General features: G+C 48.4%; 18 protein-coding genes and 1 tRNA gene. 15 read left to right on the top strand and 4 right to left on the bottom strand.

Going from position 1 to position 19,443, the window contains the following annotated elements; genetic code table 11:
• Nucleotides 1–267 precede the first annotated feature (267 nt).
• The 6 genes from hpnD (at nucleotide 268) to apaG (ending at nucleotide 5,325) form a co-directional block, all read left to right on the top strand.
• Nucleotides 268–1,116, top strand: a complete 849-nt coding sequence (gene hpnD / locus TW89_RS09880; protein WP_128581341.1) for a presqualene diphosphate synthase HpnD — start codon at nucleotides 268–270, stop codon at nucleotides 1,114–1,116.
• Nucleotides 1,113–2,420, top strand: a complete 1,308-nt coding sequence (gene hpnE, locus TW89_RS09875; RefSeq protein ID WP_128581340.1) for a hydroxysqualene dehydroxylase HpnE — start codon at nucleotides 1,113–1,115, stop codon at nucleotides 2,418–2,420. Before hpnD ends, hpnE begins: the two co-directional genes overlap by 4 nt.
• 95 nt (nucleotides 2,421–2,515) lie before the next feature.
• A complete protein-coding gene (locus tag TW89_RS09870) occupies nucleotides 2,516–3,235 on the top strand; it encodes an SDR family oxidoreductase (protein ID WP_128581339.1) in 720 nt (239 codons plus the stop codon).
• Between the two features lie 187 nt (nucleotides 3,236–3,422).
• Complete coding sequence (gene thiL / locus TW89_RS09865) at nucleotides 3,423–4,379, top strand: thiamine-phosphate kinase (protein ID WP_128581338.1); 957 nt, start codon at nucleotides 3,423–3,425, stop codon at nucleotides 4,377–4,379.
• On the top strand, nucleotides 4,372–4,860 hold the full coding sequence (locus tag TW89_RS09860) for a phosphatidylglycerophosphatase A family protein (protein WP_164836725.1): 489 nt from the start codon (nucleotides 4,372–4,374) through the stop codon (nucleotides 4,858–4,860). The genes thiL and TW89_RS09860 overlap by 8 nt, the downstream gene beginning before the upstream one ends.
• A gap of 96 nt (nucleotides 4,861–4,956) precedes the next feature.
• Nucleotides 4,957–5,325 (top strand): Co2+/Mg2+ efflux protein ApaG, encoded by a 369-nt coding sequence (gene apaG, locus TW89_RS09855; protein ID WP_003682575.1) that lies wholly within the window; start codon nucleotides 4,957–4,959, stop codon nucleotides 5,323–5,325.
• 66 nt (nucleotides 5,326–5,391) lie between these two features.
• On the opposite strand, the gene TW89_RS09850 is transcribed toward apaG, so the two are convergent.
• Nucleotides 5,392–5,688, bottom strand: a complete 297-nt coding sequence (locus TW89_RS09850; protein WP_128581336.1) for a DUF2288 domain-containing protein — start codon at nucleotides 5,686–5,688, stop codon at nucleotides 5,392–5,394.
• Between the two features lie 271 nt (nucleotides 5,689–5,959).
• Here TW89_RS09850 and TW89_RS09845 point away from each other — a divergent pair, with 271 nt between their 5' ends.
• From TW89_RS09845 to TW89_RS09830, 4 genes are all read left to right on the top strand, one after another.
• A complete protein-coding gene (locus TW89_RS09845) occupies nucleotides 5,960–6,685 on the top strand; it encodes a metal ABC transporter ATP-binding protein (RefSeq protein ID WP_225522203.1) in 726 nt (241 codons plus the stop codon).
• A gap of 76 nt (nucleotides 6,686–6,761) precedes the next feature.
• Nucleotides 6,762–7,637, top strand: coding sequence for a metal ABC transporter permease (locus TW89_RS09840; RefSeq protein WP_003685375.1), 876 nt, complete (start codon nucleotides 6,762–6,764; stop codon nucleotides 7,635–7,637).
• Nucleotides 7,638–7,716: 79 nt separating this feature from the next.
• Nucleotides 7,717–8,622 (top strand): metal ABC transporter solute-binding protein, Zn/Mn family, encoded by a 906-nt coding sequence (locus TW89_RS09835; protein ID WP_108700264.1) that lies wholly within the window; start codon nucleotides 7,717–7,719, stop codon nucleotides 8,620–8,622.
• A 267-nt stretch (nucleotides 8,623–8,889) separates the two neighbouring features.
• Entirely contained in the window at nucleotides 8,890–10,227 is a 1,338-nt protein-coding gene (locus tag TW89_RS09830; protein WP_128581334.1) for a sodium-dependent transporter, read from the top strand.
• A 127-nt stretch (nucleotides 10,228–10,354) separates the two neighbouring features.
• Here TW89_RS09830 and TW89_RS09825 read toward each other — a convergent pair whose 3' ends face one another.
• Nucleotides 10,355–12,331, bottom strand: coding sequence for a TonB-dependent copper receptor (locus TW89_RS09825; protein ID WP_128581333.1), 1,977 nt, complete (start codon nucleotides 12,329–12,331; stop codon nucleotides 10,355–10,357).
• Nucleotides 12,332–12,670: 339 nt separating this feature from the next.
• On the opposite strand from TW89_RS09825, the gene TW89_RS09820 reads away from it, so the two are divergent.
• Nucleotides 12,671–13,444, top strand: coding sequence for a FadR/GntR family transcriptional regulator (locus TW89_RS09820; protein WP_049331101.1), 774 nt, complete (start codon nucleotides 12,671–12,673; stop codon nucleotides 13,442–13,444).
• A gap of 110 nt (nucleotides 13,445–13,554) precedes the next feature.
• Entirely contained in the window at nucleotides 13,555–14,748 is a 1,194-nt protein-coding gene (locus tag TW89_RS09815; protein WP_128581332.1) for an aromatic amino acid transaminase, read from the top strand.
• A 91-nt stretch (nucleotides 14,749–14,839) separates the two neighbouring features.
• Here TW89_RS09815 and TW89_RS09810 read toward each other — a convergent pair.
• Nucleotides 14,840–14,915, bottom strand: a tRNA-Arg gene (locus tag TW89_RS09810).
• Between the two features lie 285 nt (nucleotides 14,916–15,200).
• Here TW89_RS09810 and TW89_RS09805 point away from each other — a divergent pair.
• Together TW89_RS09805 and glmM are read left to right on the top strand one after the other, a co-directional pair.
• Nucleotides 15,201–16,067, top strand: a complete 867-nt coding sequence (locus TW89_RS09805; RefSeq protein WP_128581331.1) for a c-type cytochrome — start codon at nucleotides 15,201–15,203, stop codon at nucleotides 16,065–16,067.
• Nucleotides 16,068–16,283: 216 nt separating this feature from the next.
• On the top strand, nucleotides 16,284–17,621 hold the full coding sequence (gene glmM, locus TW89_RS09800; protein ID WP_070646694.1) for a phosphoglucosamine mutase: 1,338 nt from the start codon (nucleotides 16,284–16,286) through the stop codon (nucleotides 17,619–17,621).
• A 76-nt stretch (nucleotides 17,622–17,697) separates the two neighbouring features.
• On the opposite strand, the gene lolA is transcribed toward glmM, so the two are convergent.
• Complete coding sequence (gene lolA, locus TW89_RS09795) at nucleotides 17,698–18,318, bottom strand: outer membrane lipoprotein chaperone LolA (RefSeq protein ID WP_036493771.1); 621 nt, start codon at nucleotides 18,316–18,318, stop codon at nucleotides 17,698–17,700.
• A 289-nt stretch (nucleotides 18,319–18,607) separates the two neighbouring features.
• On the opposite strand from lolA, the gene TW89_RS09790 reads away from it, so the two are divergent.
• Complete coding sequence (locus TW89_RS09790) at nucleotides 18,608–19,438, top strand: ferritin-like domain-containing protein (RefSeq protein ID WP_128581330.1); 831 nt, start codon at nucleotides 18,608–18,610, stop codon at nucleotides 19,436–19,438.
• Nucleotides 19,439–19,443: the final 5 nt, after the last annotated feature.

The following is a 19,443-nucleotide window of genomic DNA, read 5'->3' as shown; positions in this document are numbered from 1 at the left end:
AGATAAAGGGAAGAAAGATATGTACTTAAAAGCATTTGACGGAAAACGGAATGGGGCAACCGTACAGAGGGGGTACTCCTTGGTACAGCTGTTGGTGGTGATGCTGCTGGTTTCGATCTTGGCGACGTAGGATATTAGGCCGTCTGAAAGATGCTGAAATCAGCTTTCAGACGGCCTTGTTGTAAGATGAATTTTTGATATTGGCGTACTTTTTTAAATACAGATAAAATCCCTGCTTTATTTATAACAATATTTTTAGGATACACAGTGCTTGCTTTGGATTATTGTCATCAAAAGGTTGCCGAAAGCCATTCCAGTTTTTTATCCGGCTTTCGTTTTTTATCGATAGAAAAACGGAATGCGATCACTGTTTTATACGCTTTTTGTCGTGAACTGGATGATGTGGTTGATGGCTGTACAGATCCGAATGTGGCTCAGATTACCTTGAATTGGTGGCGCAGTGATTTGGAGAAAGTGTTTAATAATGAGATGCCTGAGCATCCTGTTCATCAAGCTTTAAAAGATATTCGGGTAAATTTTGACTTGCCGAAGAATGAATTTGATGCCTTGATTGATGGCATGCAGATGGATTTGGAGCAGGCTCGTTATGGTAGTTTTGATGAATTAAAGCTGTATTGCCACCGTGTTGCAGGGGTAGTGGGTTGTCTTATTGCGCGGATTTTAGGTTTTTCCAATCCGAAAACTTTGGAATATGCGGACAAAATGGGCTTGGCTTTGCAGTTGACAAACATTATTCGCGATGTGGGCGAAGATGCGCGACAGGGAAGAATTTATCTGCCTATAGAGGAAATGCAGAAGTTTGACGTACCTGCCAACGTAATTATGCAGTGCAAACCGACAGACAATTTTGCAAAAATGATGCAATTTCAAGTGAATAGGGCGCGTGAAACTTATCGTGAAGCGATGTTGCTTTTGCCGGCTGAGGATAAGAAATCTCAAAAAGTCGGCCTGATTATGGCGGCTATTTATTATGCGTTGTTGAATGAAATTGACCGTGATGGCGCACAAAATGTGTTGACTTATAAAATTGCGATTCCTTCTCCCCGTAAAAAACGTATTGCTTTGAAAACTTGGCTGTTTGGATTTAAACCATGAATACTAAGCGTCCAAAAATTGCTGTGATTGGTGCCGGTTGGGCAGGTTTGTCTGCGGCGGTTTCTCTGATTCATCGAGCTGATATTTCTTTGTTTGAGGCTGGGAGACAGGCTGGCGGCAGGGCGCGTGCCATAGCCGAGAAAGATGATGGATTCAGCTTTTTGGATAATGGGCAGCATATCTTGTTGGGTGCGTATCATGGTGTACAAACTTTGATGCAACATATTGGCGTTAAACCTGAATCAGCCTTTTTACGCCAGCCTTTGCAATGGTACATCCATGAAGGATTACAGTTTCAGACGGCCTCTCTGCCTGCGCCTTGGCATTTGCTTGTCGGTATCCTGCGTGCGAAAAATCTTTCTTTTTCATTGAGAATCAAATTGCTGTCGGATATGTCGGCATTGCGACGTTGGGCTGCTCATCATAAAACTGATTTGACGGTTGCAAAGTGGTTGAGAACACGAAATGTTCCCCGCAGTCTGCTTGGTCAATTTTGGCAACCTTTGGTTTGGGGTGCTTTAAATACGCCGTTAGAACAGGCATCGTTGAGCATTTTATGTAATGTATTGAATGATGGCGTGTGGTCTGAAAAGGCGAACAGCGATTATCTTTTGCCTAAGCAGGATTTAGGGCGGATCGTAGCCGAACCGGCTTTGGATTTTCTACACAAGCATGGTGCAAAAATACATCTTGAAACTCGTGTTTCACATTTAAACCTTCATGTCGATGGCCGAATTGAAATTAATGGCGAAGTATTTGATGCGGTGATTCTAGCTGTTGCGCCATATCATGTTGACGCGCTTTTGCCTGAAGATACGCCTGACTATATTCAGACGGCCTATCAATCGTTACATTACCATGCGATTACTACGGTTTATTTGCGTTATGCCCAAGCAGTCAAGTTGCCTGCACCTTTAACTGGGTTTTCTGATGGTGCGGCGCAATGGGTGTTGCATCGGGGAGCGTTGGGTTTACCGGATAATGAAGTCGCGGTCGTCATCAGCGTCTCCGATTACACCGAGGCATGGAAGGATAAAGATTTGGCCGAGAAAATTCATGCGGATATTAAGCGGGTTTGTCCGGATTTGGGTAAGCCCGAAACCGTGCGCATTATTACGGAAAAACGCGCGACTACGGCGGCAACGGTTGATTTTGTACAACCTGATTTCTCATGGCTGCACCATCGCCGTATTTATCCGGCCGGCGACTATCTCCATCCGCGCTATCCGGCAACATTGGAGGCTGCGGTTCAGTCGGGCTTTGCTGCGGCTGAAAAGCTTATGCTGGATTTGCAGGTTGTATAAACTGAGGCCGTCTGAATGTTCAGACGGCCTTTTTGACTTTACAAAACTTACCAAGCCGATACAATATCCAAAACTATAAAGTTCAAGGAAAAGTCATGACGACATTAGCGAACAAAACCATCTTGATTACCGGCGCATCCCAAGGTTTGGGCGAACAGGTTGCCAAAGCCTATACGGCTGCCGGAGCGACTGTCATTTTGGTGGCGCGTCATCAAAAGCGTTTGGAAAAAGTATATGATGCCATTGTGGCTGCGGGCAGCCCTGAGCCGTTTGCTATCTGCTTTGATTTGATGAGCGCGGAGGAGAAAGAGTTTAAGCAATTCGCGGAAACTATTGATGAAGCAACCGGCGGAAAATTGGATGGCGTGGTGCATTGTGCCAGCTATTTCTATGCCTTGTCGCCATTGGATTTCCAAACCGTATCGGAATGGGTCAACCAATACCGCATCAATACCGTTGCGCCTATGGGCTTGACTCGTGCGCTGTTCCCATTGTTGAAGCAATCCGAAGACGCTTCTGTGATTTTTGTCGGCGAAAGCCACGGCGAGAAACCGCAAGCCTATTGGGGCGGTTTCGGTGCTTCCAAAGCTGCGCTCAATTATTTGTGTAAAGTGGCGGCGGATGAGTGGGAACGTTTTGACAACTTGCGTGCCAATGTTTTGGTGCCGGGCGCCATTAATTCGCCGCAACGTATTAAATCGCATCCGGGCGAATCGAAAAGCGAACGTAAAAACTACGAAGATGTCCTGCCGCAATTTATTTGGTGGGCAAGTCAAGAGAGCAGGGGGCGGACAGGCGAAATCGTCTATCTGTAAATATACCTGCTCAGAGTGGTTTGAAAACATGAGGCCGTCTGAAATCTATATTTTCAGACGGCCTTTAACTTATTGAGTTTTATATCTAAATAATATGGAAGTTTGATGTTTGACGTGTTAACAGGCAAACATCAGGCTGGTACAAAATTAGATATAGTAATCTAAGTGATAGTTATATTGGATAAATATGACGGAATTTGACTTTATCAGACAATATTTGCAGCGACAAAAATCGGAAGGTCTGATTTTGGGCATAGGGGACGATGCCGCTATTATTCGCCCAAGTAACGGATTTGATTTATGTTTTAGCGCTGATATGTTGGTCAAAGGCAGACATTTTTTTGAAGATGTTTTACCTGAAGATTTGGCATGGAAAATGCTTGCAGTAAATTTGTCCGATATGGCCGCTATGGGTGCCAAGCCACGTTGGGTGTTGCTCAGTGCTGCGTTGCCTGAATTGAATCAAGACTGGCTCAAACGTTTTTGTGATAGCTTTTTTGCTTTGGCCGCGCGTTTTGATACGGTGTTGATTGGTGGCGATACAACCAAAGGCGATTTGGTCTTTAATGTAACGATAGTAGGTGAAGTTCCGACAGGGCGTGCCCTGCGGCGTGATGCGGCCGAAGTCGGCGACGATATTTGGGTATCGGGTCGGTTGGGTTTGGCTGCCGCTGCGTTGAACCAACATCTGGGGCATTATCAATTGCCGTCTGAAATCATGGCGGTTTGCGATGATAAATTGCTCCGTCCGGAGCCGCGCGTTTCATTGGGGCAGGCATTGTTGCCGTTTGCCCATGCTGCGCAAGATGTTTCAGACGGCCTGGCTCAAGATGTGGGGCATATTTTAAAAGCCTCTGCTGTCGGGGCGGAAATATTTGCCGATTGTGTGCCGTCGTTGCCTGAATTGAAAAACGTTTTGTCGCGCGAACAATGGTTGTCGGCAGTATTGGCCGGCGGCGATGATTACGAACTGATTTTTACTGCTGCTCCAGAAGATAGGGAACGCGTTTATCAGGCAGCGGAACAAAGTGGCGTACCGGTCGCCCGAATTGGTAAAATGACTGACTCAGGCCGTCTGAATATTTTGGATACCGAAGGCGGCGTATTGGAACTGACTTCTTTAGGATTTGATCATTTTGGCTGAACGTAAACCTACTTTTTCTTGGCTGTTGCACAAACCATTGTGTTTTTTAGGATTCGGTTTCGGCAGCGGTTTGTCGCCGGTTGCACCGGGTACGGCCGGAACGCTGGCAGCATTACCTCTGGCTTTTGTATTGTGCCTGTTGGGCATAGACGGCTGGATATTGCTTTTATTGTGTATTGCCTTGTTTTTCTGGGGTATCCGCATTTGCGGTTATACCGAGAGGGAGCTGGGCATTCAGGATTACGGCGGTATCGTCTGGGATGAAATTGTCGCGATGCTGTTGGTGCTGTCGCTGATTCCGTTTAAATGGAGCTGGTGGCTGGCAGCTTTTATTATTTTCCGCTTGTTTGATGCGTTGAAACCATGGCCGATCAAATGGTTTGACCGGCGGATTCATGGAGGTTTAGGCATTATGCTTGATGATTTGATTGCGGCTGGGATGACCTTGATGATCTTGGGCCTGTTTTATTGGATCGCGTGATGCGTTTTAAGTGTTTCGACCCTTTGCAAAAATAGGGCGGGCACGCCGGAATTATCCGGATTGAAATAAAATAAATACCATACGGGGTAAACAATTATGAATGAAATCGAGATTAACGTGGAGCCGCGTTATATGGCCGGCCAGAGCGACGTCTATCGCGACCGCTATGCCTTCAATTATCTGATTACCATCTGCAACCGCAGTGATGAAATCATTACTTTGCGTCAGCGTTTTTGGGAAATCACCGACGGACACGGTGAGACAGAGCAGGTCGGACATGCCGGCTTGATTGAAGAGCAACCTGTTTTGTACCCGGGCGAAGCCTATGAGTACAACAGCGGTTCGCAAATCAGCACGCCTTGGGGCAGTATCGAAGGCGCGTATGAATTTGAAGACAGCATCGGCAAACGTTTCGTTATCGGGGTGCCGAAGCTTGAATTCAAAGCTGGCTTTACTTTGCAATAGGTCGTCTGAAAAATGAAAAACCGGAACATGTGAAATGTTTCGGTTTTGTTTTTTCAGACGGCCTTATCAGTCTTTGCAAGGCTGTACCAATACCCACGGCGCTATAACGACCGCCCACATTTCCTGCTTATCCGCTAAAAATGTGCGCGCCATATCATCGCTGACGGCACCGAATTTGCCTTGTTCCATCCATTGTTTCAATGGTGCAGCTTCATCTTCGGCAACATGGCGGGCGACGGTAATCAAATCCAAATCGGGCGCAACATAGACGGCGGCACCGCGTGCAAAGTGGGGTTGCAGCTCTTCCCATGAAATGCGGGCGGTTTCGGTATTGAGTTTTTCGTTTAAGAGTGGAATAGACATAGGATAATCATCAAATAAAAAATGGATTGTAACCGATATTCGGCCTTTTGCCTGATGCCGTCTGAAAACGAAAGAAATTTACAGAGTTAACGTTATACAGTATCATTTTAATGTTTTTAATTTTCTTTCAGACGGCCTGTTGTCCGTATTCGGACAAGGGCGGTTTTAGGCTTATGAATTCTGTATTGTTGACCGGATTGCTGCAAAGGTTGCTGATTGCGCTTGTCGCATTGGCGGCGTTGTGGGCTGTATATTTTTGGGCGGTGTCGCCATGAGTATCGTGGTGGAAAATCTGACGGTCAGCTATCAGCGCAGGCCGGTGGTGCACCATGTCGATATGGTGTTTGAAGATGACAAGATGTGGACGATTTTCGGGCCGAACGGCGCGGGCAAATCGACTTTGCTCAAAGCCATTATGGGTTTGCAGAAGACGGACACCGGCAGCGTGCGCTATGAAAATATGGCGCGCAAGGACATTGCCTATCTGCCGCAGCAGTCGGACATTGACCGCAGCCAGCCGATGACGGTGTTTGAGCTGGCGGCGATGGGGCTGTGGTATGAAATCGGATTTTTCGGACGCGTGAACGCGGCGCAGAAAAAGCGCGTGATGGCGGCGTTGGAACGCGTGGAAATGCAGGATTTTGCCACGCGCCAAATTGCGCATTTGTCCAATGGTCAGTTCCAACGCGTATTGTTTGCGCGGATGCTGGTGCAGGATGCCAAATTTTTGCTGCTGGACGAACCGTTTAACGCGGTGGACGCGCGGACGACTTATGCGCTGTTGGAAGTTTTGCGCCAGTGCCATCAGGACGGTCAGGCTGTGATTGCCGTGTTGCATGATTACGAGCAGGTGAGGGCATATTTTGCCAACACGCTGCTTTTGGCGCGTGAAAAAGTGACTGCCGGTGCGACTGAAAATGTGTTGACCGATGAATTTTTGGCACAGGCAAACCGAATGATGCAGAAACAGGAAGCGGCCGATTGGTGCGCGGTTTAATGGACAAGGCCGTCTGAAAGTAAGTATTTTTCAGACGGCCTCAGGCTTTCAGAGATTAATAAAAAAGCGATAAAACATGGATTTATATGATTTGGTCGTCGCGCCGTTCGCCGAATTTGACTTTATGCGCTATGCCTTGGCGTCGATTTTCTGTCTGGCATTGAGCGCGGCGCCTGTTGGTGTGTTTTTGGTGATGCGCCGCATGAGTTTGGTGGGCGATGCCTTGAGCCATGCGGTTTTGCCCGGTGCGGCCATTGGCTATATGTTTGCCGGTTTGAGTTTGCCTGCGATGAGTGTCGGCGGTTTTGCGGCCGGTTTGCTGATGGCGTTGTTGGCCGGTTTGGTCAGCCGGTTTACTTCATTGAAAGAAGATGCGAACTTTGCCGCATTTTATTTGAGCAGCCTCGCCATCGGCGTGGTTTTGGTCAGCAAAAACGGCAGCAGCGTCGATTTGCTGCATTTGCTGTTTGGATCGGTGTTGGCGGTGGATATTCCGGCTTTGCAGCTGATTGCCGTTTCTGCGAGTGTTACTATTTTGCTGATGGCGGTCATGTTCCGTCCGCTGGTGTTGGAAAGCATAGACCCTTTGTTCCTCAAGGCTGTCGGCGGCAAGGGCGGCTTTTGGCATGTGTTGTTTTTGGTGCTGGTCGTGATGAATCTGGTTGCCGGTTTTCAGGCATTGGGTACGCTGATGTCGGTCGGTTTGATGATGTTGCCGGCGATTACCGCCAGACTGTGGGCGAAAAGCATGGGTTGGCTGATGATTTTGTCGGTCGCATTGGCTTTGCTTTGCGGCTTGGCAGGACTGTTGTTTTCCTACCATATCGAAATCCCGTCCGGCCCGGCGATTATTTTATGCTGCGGCACGCTTTACCTGATTTCCGTCGTGTTCGGTTGGGAGGGCGGCATTTTGGCAAAATGGCTGCGCCGCAAGAAACACCGCACGGCATGATTTTTCAGACGGCCGCTTGAATAATCAGGCGGTCTGTTTTATGATGATGTTAATGTTACGTTATATCACTGGAGAGAATATGAAACATTGGAAACTCGGCATCGTTGCCGCATTATTGACCGGTGCAGCTTATGCCGCTCCGCTGCCTGTTGTCACCAGCTTCAGCATTTTGGGCGACGTGGCCAAACAGATTGGTGGCGACCGTGTGGCCGTTCAAAGCTTGGTGGGCCCCAACCAAGACAGCCATGCCTACCACATGACCAGTGGCGACATCAAAAAAATCCGCAGTGCCAAATTGGTATTGCTTAACGGTTTGGGCTTGGAAGCCGCCGATGTACAGCGTGCAGTCAAACAGAGCAAAGTTCCTTTCGCCGAAGCTACCAAAGGCATTCAGGCTTTGAAAGCAGAAGAGGGCGACCATCATCATGACCACGATCATGAAGGCCATCATCACGATCACGGCGAGTTTGACCCGCACGTTTGGACCGATCCCGTCCTGATGGGTACTTATGCGCAAAACGTTGCCAATGCTTTGATTCAAGCCGACCCTGAAGGCAAAACCTACTATCAGCAACGTTTGGGCAACTATCAAATGCAGCTGAAAAAACTGCACAGTGATGCGCAGGCTGCCTTTAATGCCGTACCTGCCGCCAAGCGTAAAGTCTTGACCGGGCATGATGCGTTCTCTTACATGGGCAAACGCTACAATATTGAATTCATCGCCCCTCAAGGCGTGAGCAGCGAAGCCGAGCCGTCTGCCAAACAAGTGGCTTCCATTATCCGCCAAATCAAACGCGAGGGCATTAAAGCCGTCTTTACTGAAAATATCAAAGACACGCGCATGATTGACCGTATTGCCAAAGAAACCGGCGTTAATGTCAGCGGACGTTTGTATTCCGATGCATTGGGTGGCGCACCGGCAAACAGCTACATCGGCATGTACCGCTACAATGTCAAAGTTATGACCGATGCCATGAAAAAATAAAGCGGCTTAAGGATAAAGGCCGTCTGAAACCTTAAAAACAAGGTTTCAGACGGCCTTTTATATGCTTATTTTTGAAATAAACCGTCAAATTTAGAATATAAAAATAAAATTTGTGCTATTAGAAGTTTAATTATCAAAAATTCATGCTAATTTGCTTGGTAAGTACGCACCATCCGTGCGAATTGCTTATCGGCTGTCCGTCAGCCACTCACGGCTTGACTTCACCCTGTTACAATTCGGCATCTTCACGTTTCTTAATATTACATCATGAGCAACCATTCATCTTGGTCATCCAAAATCGGCTTTGTGCTTGCTGCGGCAGGCTCGGCCATCGGTTTGGGTGCAATTTGGAAATTCCCTTATACAGCCGGTACCAACGGCGGCGCCGTATTCTTTCTTTTGTTTTTGATTTTCACCATTTTGGTGGCTTTACCGGTTCAACTGGCCGAGTTTTACATCGGTCGTACAGGCGGTAAAAACGCCATTGATTCCTTCAAAGCATTGCGCCCGGGTTCGCAGTGGCCGTGGGTTGGCCGCATGGGTGTGGCCGCGTGTTTTATTTTGCTATCGTTTTACAGCGTGGTTGGCGGCTGGGTATTGAACTACGTCGTGCACAGCTTTACCGGCGAAATTCATGCCGGTGCAGACTTTGAAGCCTTGTTCGGCAAAACGATTTCTTCGCCGTTTGGTTCGCTGTTTTACCAAGGCTTGTTCATGCTGATTACCATTTGGGTGGTCAAAGGCGGCGTTTCAGACGGCATTGAAAAGGCAAACCGCGTGTTGATGCCGGGTTTGTTTATCCTCTTTATCGCGCTGGCTATCCGTTCGCTGACTTTGCCCGGCGCAATGGAGGGCGTGGCATTCTTGTTGAAACCGGATTGGTCGTATTTGAAACCGGGTACGATGCTGACTGCTTTGGGTCAGGCGTTTTTTGCATTGAGTATCGGCGTGTCCGCGATGATTACCTATGCTTCGTATTTGGGTAAGGATCAGGATATGTTCCGCTCCGGCCATATGATTATGTGGATGAACCTGTTTGTATCATTGCTGGCCGGTTTGGTTATTTTCCCTGCGGTATTTGCCTTCGGTTTTGAACCGGGTCAAGGCCCTGGTTTGATTTTTGTTGTGTTGCCTGCGGTCTTCATGAAAATGCCGATGGGTACATATTTGTTTGCCGTGTTTATGCTGTTGGTTGTCTTTGCGACACTGACTTCCGCGTTTTCCATGCTGGAAACCGTTATCGCGGCAACCATCCGCCAAGACGAGAAAAAGCGCAGCAGCCACGCTTGGGTAACCGGTATTGCAATTTTCATAGTCGGTATTCCTTCGGCGCTGTCATTTGGCGTTTGGAGCGAGTTTAAAATTTTCGGCAAAACCATTTTTGATTTGTGGGATTTTATTATTTCCGCCGTCATCATGCCGATTGGCGCATTGAGCGTTGCCGTGTTTACAGCATGGGTTCAGGACAAACAGTCTGTTTTGCGTGATGCGGGCATGGGCAGCACCATTCCGAAACAGCTGCTTTACCTGTGGCTGGGTGTGCTTCGCTATCTTGCGCCGATTGCGATTATTGTGGTGTTCATCAACTCTTTGGGTTTGATTTAATCCGATAGTGAGCAAACAGTCCGGCGTTGCATTGCTTCGCCGGACTGTTTGTTTAAAAATATCATTAAAAATATTAAGGCCGTCTGAAAAATTTTCAGACGGCCTTTTTATATACGCAAGAGGCTGATTAGAACTTCGCTTGCAGTCTCAACCATGCAGTACGGCCAGGTTCGTTCACGCGCATGGTTTGAGTACCGGCAGACGGGTCGCCACCACGGCTGACGAATTCAGCATAGGTTTTGTTGAACACGTTGTCCACACCGCCTTGCAATGTGGCGTATTTGCTGAATTTCCAACCGGCGTTGAGCGAGAGTACGCCAAAGCCCGAAGAAGCGCCGATGTCTTGGCCGACGATATTGCCTTGGCCTTTGCTGTAACGGTTTTGTTTGGCCACGACGCGCCATAATGCGCCCGCACTGAATTTGCCGTTGTCAAAGGCGAGGGTATTGTTCCACTCGAGCGGCGGGGTTTGTGCCAAAGGTTTGCCATCGGTACGGTTTTTGCCGTGGGTGTAGGCGAGGCTGGTGCCGACTTCCCAGTTAGGCGCAAATGTCCATTTGACTTCGGCTTCGCCGCCAAAGCGTGAAGCGTTGATGTTGCGCACGCCGAAATTCATGCCTTGGCGCTCCATCATGATGAAGTCTTTGATGTCGCTGCCGAATACGGATACAGACGCGTGGAGGTTAGGACGTTTCCAGATTACACCTGCATCGATTTGGCGGTTTTGCTCTGCTCGGATGGCTTTGTTTTCAGAGCGCAGGCGTTCCCAATAGTCAGGTGCGCGTTCGGCAATACCGAAGCCGGCATAGTATTTCAGGCCGTTGTCCGTATTTCTTTCCCAACGCAGGAAGCCTGAGTTCAAATTGAATTTTTGATGTTTCAAAACGGGGTCGGTAACACGCGCGGTATCGTAATGCGCTTTGACTTGGTCATGGCGCAAACCTGCTACCCAGCGTTGATTGTCGGTTTGCTGCCAAGAAGCTTCGGTGAAAATACCCCATTGTTTGAAACTTTGGTTGGGCATGTAAGGCTTGTGGCTGTAGCCGTCGCCACCACGCTCATGACGCGCGACGTGGACGTCATCCAAATAATCCAAACCGGTTTGCAGGTTGAGCTTGTCCCAGTCGAAAGTAGCTTTCAGACGGCCTGTGTCGGTATTGCGTTTAGGGTTGTTGGCATTTTTAATCTGCTTGCCGGCAGGATTGTAGATGGTACGCAGGCTGTATGTGTCCATCACGTGGTCGATTTCGCTTTTACCGTAGCGCAGTTCCAACTCGCTGAACCATGGGGTGAGGTTGCGTTGGGTAAAACGGATATTCCATGCATCACGGTCGAATTTGCTGCCGTCCATCATGCGGTCGGCGTAGGCAACCTTGGCTCTGCTGCGTTCGTATGTGCCGGCAATGGTGGTGTTTTCTGTCGGAGTAACACCCAGTTGCAACATTTGGCTGTCGCGTTTGAAGTTGGAGTGAATGCGGTTGCCGTCGCCGTCTTTGTAATCGTCGGCCTCATTATGGGAGATATTGGTACGGACGTAGCCATATTTGCCGCCGAACTCGGCTTCCAGCGAGCCGTCAAGGCGGTCGTTGCTGCCTGCCGTCAGGGTTGCGTTGATGTTGTAAGGTTTTTCAGTGAAATCAGGATCTTTACGGATAAATTGCACCGAGCCGCTGACCAAACCCATGCCTTGGGTAACGGTTTGCGGGCCTTTGGTAACGACAACTTTATCAAATGAATTGGGGTGGATATAGGCAGTCGGTGGGTCCATGCGCATACCGCAACCACCATAAATAAACTGGTCGTCGGCATTGACGGAGAGGCGCGAGCCGCCCAAACCACGGAACAGCGGATCGCCCGAGCTGCCCCCTTTACGGATGATGCTCATGTTGGGCACGGATTGTAAAAGGTCTGCCCCGTCTCCGGCAGGGAGGGGTTGCAAAGCAGCTTTGGGGTTGAAAGTAACGCGATTGGCTTTTTGTTGTTGTGTGCCGGTGACGGTGACAGGGGAAAGGGTAACTGTTTCTTCAGGTACAGGATCAGTGTCTGCCCATGCTTGGGATACGGCTAAGGCAATGGGTAAGATAAGTAATGGTGGGTATTTCATATTGTTTCTCTCTATTATTAGGAATTATGTTGATTAATACCTAAGTATTATACATAAAGTCTAGTTAAATAGAAGCAGTGGGATTTTAATCTAAATCAATATTTTCAGATTTTGGGCGCATAGGTTGTTTATTAAGATTGGTCATACCAAAATATTGATTTGAAGGCATTGGTGAGGTTACGTGATAAAAATGAATGTGTTTGAATTAAACTGCTTGCAATGGGGAGAATGGCATTTCTTGACGAAAAAATAGGGGATTGATTAGAATGGGCGGCCAATTGGTCAATCCAATTTATGGCCGTTTGAATACAACTGTCCTTCAATCATCAGGAATACAACATGACGAAATTGGTTCGTCCGCAAAAAATCAGCGATCAGGTTTTAGCCGTTTTGGAAGAACGTATCGCGACCGGCATTTATGAAGAAGGCAGTAAATTGCCTCCCGAACGTACGCTTGCGGAAGAATTCGGCGTATCGCGTCCGTCAGTCAGGGTGGCATTGAATATCTTGATTGCCAAGCAGGTTTTGGAAGCGCGGCAGGGCGATGGCTATTATGTTTCCGTCAAGCCGCAGCAGGATTTTTTGCAAAGCTGGCAGGAGTTGCTCGGCAAACATACCAATTGGGAAACAGACGTTTTCGATTTCAGCTGTCACGTTGAAGGCTGTATGGCGGCACTGGCCGCCGAAAGACGGACTGACGCCGATTTGAAACGCATTGACTTCTGGCGGCAGAAGTTTGAAACGGCCTGTGAAAGCGGAAATTTGGAGCATCAAGCCGAAGCAGACGTCAGCTTTCATCAAACCATTGCTGATGCCGCGCACAATATCCTATTCAGTCATCTTTCCAGCAGCCTGCTCAAAATGCTTTATCAGCAAACACGCAGCGGCATTATCTATATCCATCAAACCGAAGACCCACGCCCGACACTGATTGCCCAGCACCGCGCTATTTTTGAAGCCATTGCCCAGGCCAAACCGGCCGAGGCGGCGGAAGCGGCCAAGCTGCATTTGAATTATGTCGCTCGCCGCATTTTGCAGGACAGGGAATATCAAAGCCGCAGCGAGCATGCGGATGTATTGGCACAAAATGATTTGAAACGGGTGGATTGGTAGCGTTTAAAAATAATCAGGCCGTCTGAATTTTTCAGACGGCCTGATTTTGCAAATAAGAACTTTTAGTGCCACAATCTTCATCAATTCTGTCTGAAAACAAAGGAAGCACCATGTACCGTCATGTCGAGTATTATCCGGGCGACCCGATTTTGAGTTTGGTTGAAACTTTCAAACGCGACGAGCGTCCTGAAAAAGTCAACTTGAGCATAGGCATTTATTTTGATGACGAAGGCAAAATGCCGGTTTTGGAATCTGTCCGCCGGGCAGAAGCAGAGCATGCGGCCGTACCGCGCCCCTCTCCTTATCTGCCGATGGAAGGTTTGGATACTTATCGAAGCGCCGTTCAGCGTTTGTTGTTTGGCAAGGATAATTCGGCATTGGCAGAAGGGCGCGTTGCAACCATACAGACTTTGGGTGGTTCAGGGGCGTTGAAAGTCGGTGCCGACTTTTTGCACCGTTGGTTCCCCGATGCAAAAGCCTATGTCAGCGATCCGACTTGGGACAACCATAAAGGCATTTTTGAAGGCGCAGGTTTTGAAGTGGGGACGTATCCTTATTACAACCCTGAAACCGTCGGCGTGAAATTTGAAGAAATGACTGCGTTTTTCAAGACATTACCGGAAAACAGTGTCTTGATTTTGCATCCATGCTGTCAAAACCCGACCGGCGTAGATATGTCGCAAGCGCAATGGGATGAAGTGTTGGACATCATCAAAACGCACAAGTTGATTCCATTTATGGATATTGCCTATCAAGGTTTCGGCGAAGATTTAGACAGCGATGCCTATGCGATTCGTAAAGCCGTCGAAATGGGACTGCCTTTGTTTGTCAGCAACTCTTTCTCGAAAAACCTGTCGCTGTACGGCGAGCGCGTCGGCGGTTTGAGCGTCGTGTGTCCCAATAAGGAAGAAGCAGAGCTGGTGTTCGGACAGTTGAAATTTACCGTCCGCCGCATTTATTCCAGCCCCGCCGCGCATGGTGCATATATTGCGTCTGATGTGATGAATAGCGAGGAGCTACGCGCTTTGTGGGAAAACGAGGTTTACGCCATGCGCGACCGCATCCGTGCCATGCGTCAGAAACTTTATGATGTTTTGACGGCCAAAATTCCCAATCGTGATTTCAGCTATTTCATCAAACAGCGCGGCATGTTCAGCTATACAGGCCTAACCGTAGAGCAGGTACACCGCCTGCGTGACGAGTTTGCCGTTTATCTGCTGGATTCGGGCAGGATGTGTGTGGCAGGATTGAATGCATCGAATATCGATTATGTAGCCGAGGCATTTGCCAAAGTGTTGCAATAGCCATGCAATCTGAAATTGAATGTAGTTTTATTTGAAGTAAATCAAAAGGCCGTCTGAAAAATTTTCATCTTTCAGACGGCCTATTTATAATTGGCGCACCCAACAGGGATCGAACCTGTGACCTCCAGCTTCGGAAACTGACACTCTTCCAACTGAGCTATGGGTGCGAAAGCCGTAAGGTTAACGCATATTGGCTTTATTGGCAAAGTTTATCTTGAAAGTGTCTGAAAGTGGCATTGGCGGTCACTTTTTTGCATAGCTGGAATAATCAATTAACTACAAAGGCTTAGCAGAATTTAGATGGCCTTTTGAGGATTTTTGCGTATCTTTTTCTCAAGATGGATTGGAAAGCCTTTGCGAATTCAGTATAATCCAGCAAAATATTGTTAACTGCGTTTAACACATAAACTATAACTTACAGCACAACCTAACCTAACGGCGAGGCCTACCAAATGAAACAACTCCGCGACCACAAAGCCCAAGGCTCTGCATTGTTCACCCTTGTGAGCGGTATCGTTATTGTCATTGCAGTGATTTACTTCCTGATCAAACTGGCGGGAAGCGGTTCATTCGGCGATGTTGCCGAAACAACCGAAGCTGCGACTCAAACCCGTATCCAGCCAGTCGGCCAACTGAAATTGGGCGACGGCATTCCAGTCGGCGAGCGTCAAGGCGATCAGATTTTCAACAAAATCTGTATTCAATGTCACGCAGCGGACAGCATTGTTCCCAAAGCGCCTAAATTTGAAAACAAAGGCGATTGGGCGCCTCGCATTGCTCAAGGCTTTGATACCTTGTTCCAACACGCTTTGAACGGTTTCAACGCAATGCCTGCCAAAGGCGGTGCAGCTGATTTGACCGATCAAGAATTGAAACGCGTCATTACTTACATGGCCAACAAAGCCGGCGGTACTTTCCCTGATCCTGATGCCGCAGCTCCTGCCGATGCAGCCGCTTCCGGTGAAACCGCTTCAGCTCCGGCGGCTGAAGGTGCAGCTCCTGCAGAAGCCCCTAAAGCAGATGCGGCCAAAGCAGATGACAAAGGTGCGGCAGCTCCAGCAGCCGGTGGCGCAGACGGCAAAAAAGTTTACGAAGCCAACTGCCAAGCATGTCACGGCGGCGCAGTTCCAGGTGTTCCTCATGTAGGTAAAAAAGAAGACTGGGCTCCTCGTATCAAACAAGGTAAAGACACCCTACACAAACACGCACTCGAAGGCTTTAACGCAATGCCTGCCAAAGGTGGTAACGGTAGCCTGAGCGATGATGAAGTGAAAGCTGCAGTTGATTACATGGCTAATCAGTCTGGTGCTAAATTCTAAGATTTGATTTTGAATCTCGAATAGGAAGCGCATTCTGCAAAAGGATGCGCTTTTTTTGTGCAGGAAATCTGGATCTTGCTATAATACTGAAGTAGTAAATTATTCTCATGATCAAGGGTCGTCTGAAAGATTCAGACGGCCTTCGAATACAATCAAGATTCTTTTAAAGAAGTTCAACCATATTCACATACGACAAAACAATCACGGAGTTATCTCATGGCAAAAAAATATTTCGGTACTGACGGTGTGCGTGGCGAAGTCGGTCAGTTTCCTATCAATCCTGATTTTGTCCTGAAATTAGGCTATGCGGCAGGTCAGGTTTTGGTGCAGCACGAAGGCGAAATCAAACCAACCGTCTTGATCGGTAAAGACACGCGTATTTCAGGCTATATGCTGGAAGCCGCGCTGATCGCCGGCTTTACTGCCGCCGGTGTCAATGTTATTCAAACCGGCCCTCTGCCAACCCCGGGCGTAGCGTATCTGACCCGTGCTTTGCGTTTGTCTGCCGGTGTGATGATTTCTGCTTCCCATAACGTTTATTCCGACAACGGCATTAAATTCTTTGCCGAAGGTGGTGTGAAGCTGAGCGATGAAATCGAGTTGGAAATCGAAGCCAAAATCGATGAGGAAATGAAAACCCAGCCGTCCAGTCGTCTTGGCCGTGCGCGCCGGATTAATGGTGCGGATGACCGCTATATCGAGTTCTGTAAATCCACTTTCCCAAGTCATTTGGATTTGCGCGGTCTGAAATTGGTGGTCGATACCGCCAATGGTGCAGGCTATGCAGTTGCGCCTAAAGTATTCCACGAGTTGGGTGCGCAAGTGGTTAGTATCGGTGATGAGCCAAACGGCTACAACATCAATGAGAAATGTGGTGCGACCCATCCGAAAGCTCTGCAAGCGGCTGTGTTGCAAAATGAAGCCGATTACGGCATTGCCTTGGATGGCGATGGCGACCGTTTGATGATGGTTGACCGCAATGGCAAAGTGTATGACGGCGACAGCTTGATTTATGTGATTGCCAAAGCACGCGCGCACGAAGGCGTGGAGATCGGCGGCGTGGTGGGTACGGTGATGACCAATATGGCGATGGAAGTTGCTTTGAAAGAGCAGGGTGTTGATTTCTGCCGCGCCAAAGTGGGCGACCGCTATGTGTTGGAACAGCTCCATCAACGCGGTTGGTTGATTGGCGGCGAAGCCAGCGGCCATATTTTGTGCATGGACAAACACAATACCGGTGACGGCATCATTTCCGCGCTGCAAGTTTTGGCCGCACTGCAAACCTTGAATCAAGACCTTGCCACCGTTTGCGCCGATTGGCAGCCGTATCCGCAAACCATGATCAACGTCCACATCAAAAAAGGCCAAAACTGGCAGGACGCTTCCAAAGAGGCTTTGGCTGAAGTGGAAAAAGAACTCGAAGGCAAAGGCCGCGTGGTCTTGCGCGCATCCGGTACCGAGCCTGTCGTACGCGTGATGGTGGAAGCCAAGCAGGCAGACTGGGCGAAAAAAGGCGCAGAAAAAATTGCCGCTGCCATTCAAGGTCAAAAGTAACAGTGTGTTTGATTTTGAATTGAACTAAATAAAAGGCCGTCTGTTGTTCAGACGGCCTTTGTGTTTCATTAGAAGCTTAGTTGCTCAAGACATCCACGCCTTTAGGAGGCGTGAATTTGAACATACCGCTGGAAAGGTTTGGCTTGGTGTTCAAACCGCTGAAGCTGATGCTGGTTTGGTTGCCGAAGCTGTCTTTCAGCTGCATGGCGGCGAGGTTGTCGCCTTTGAAACCGATGCGGATGTATTGATAGCCGGCGTTGTTTTTCTTAGGTGTAGCCAAAACGTAGTCGATACCGTTGGCAGAACCGTCTTCTTTCAGCGTGTAGCTGCTGTCCAATGCCGTTTTGTTGGAGAGGATGGCGGCAGGGCTGTCGCCGATGGTTTGGTCTTGTGAGGATTTGGTTACTTGCGCCAAATCTACGTCATAGAGCCAAATGGTTTTGCCGTCGCCGACGATGGTTTGTTTGTAGGGTTTGGTGTATTCCCATTTGAACAAACCCGGGCGCAGGATTTTGAATGTACCGTATGTGGTTTGGGTTTTCTTTTTACTGTGAACGGTTTGGCTGAAGTTGCCGCTGATACCGTCGGCGTCATTATTGAATTTTTTCAGGGCGTCCACTGCGCCGGCTTGTGCAAAGCCGATGGCTGAAGAAAGCAGCGCGGCAGCGGTCAGTGTGAACAGTCGGGTAGTTTTCATGTTTTGATTCCTTGTTCGGAGAGATGGGTTCAGTATAGACGTTATGGTGTAACAGGCAAGGGGTTGAATGGAGGGTTTAATTTGTGTAAATATGAAAAATCCAATCAAGTGACTGAAATAATTTCATTTCTTCAGACGGCCTGTATTTGGTTTTGACGTTTTTTTAATGAAGCACACAATGGTTTGGTGTGGTATTTAATGTCATTTGACGGAAAGCTTGAAATTATAGTCTTTCTGTTTGCTTTTTAAAACGGTTATAATATTTGTCTTTTTAAAACAATGGTTTTGTATGTATCTGAATCCTTATCCTTTATTGGAACAGGCTTTGCTGTCGGACAATCCGGATGAAAAGGGAAGGTTGACACAGGCCTTGTTTGCGCAGTTGGGCGAGGCGGAAGGTTTGACGGTTGATGAGTCAAAACCTGTGGATTGCCGTTTTGCCGGACATCCGTTGCGTCCACGTTTGGTTGCGCCTTCGGAGGTTACGCCGCGCAAGATGAATACGGTCGAAGGCTATGCGGCCATGTTGCATGCGATTGCGCACATTGAATTTAATGCGATTAATCTGGCTTTGGATGCGGCGTATCGTTTCCGCAATATGCCGTTTCAGTTTGTGTGCGATTGGGTAAGGGTGGCGAAAGAAGAAGTGTTTCACTTCGGCTTGATGCGTGGCCGTCTGAACAGCTTGGGCTACGATTACGGCGATTTTGAAGCGCACGGGCATTTGTGGGACATGGCGTATAAAACCGCTTACGATCCCTTGTTACGCATGGCTTTGGTGCCGCGGGTGTTGGAAGCGCGCGGTTTGGATGTCACGCCGGGTATTCGTGCAAAAGTGGCACAGCGTGGCGATGTGGAAACCTGCGATGTGTTGGATATTATTTATCGCGATGAAGTAGGGCATGTCGCCATCGGCAATCATTGGTATCAGCATCTTTGCCGTGAGCGCGGTTTGGAACCGGTTGCCTTGTTCCGCAGCCTGATTGCGCGTTACGATATGTTTATCTTCCGCGGCTACGTCAATATTGAAGCTCGGGAACGTGCAGGATTCAGCCGTTTCGAGCTGGATATGTTGGAAGATTTTGAGAAAAGTTTGAAACAGGATAAAAAGGCCGTCTGAAACGG

The sequence above is a fragment of the Neisseria flavescens genome (genome assembly GCF_001618065.1).
GTDB classification, from domain to species: domain Bacteria; phylum Pseudomonadota; class Gammaproteobacteria; order Burkholderiales; family Neisseriaceae; genus Neisseria; species Neisseria flavescens_A.
Note: the sequence above shows the minus strand (reverse complement) of the source record. Positions and strands in the feature narration are given on the sequence as shown.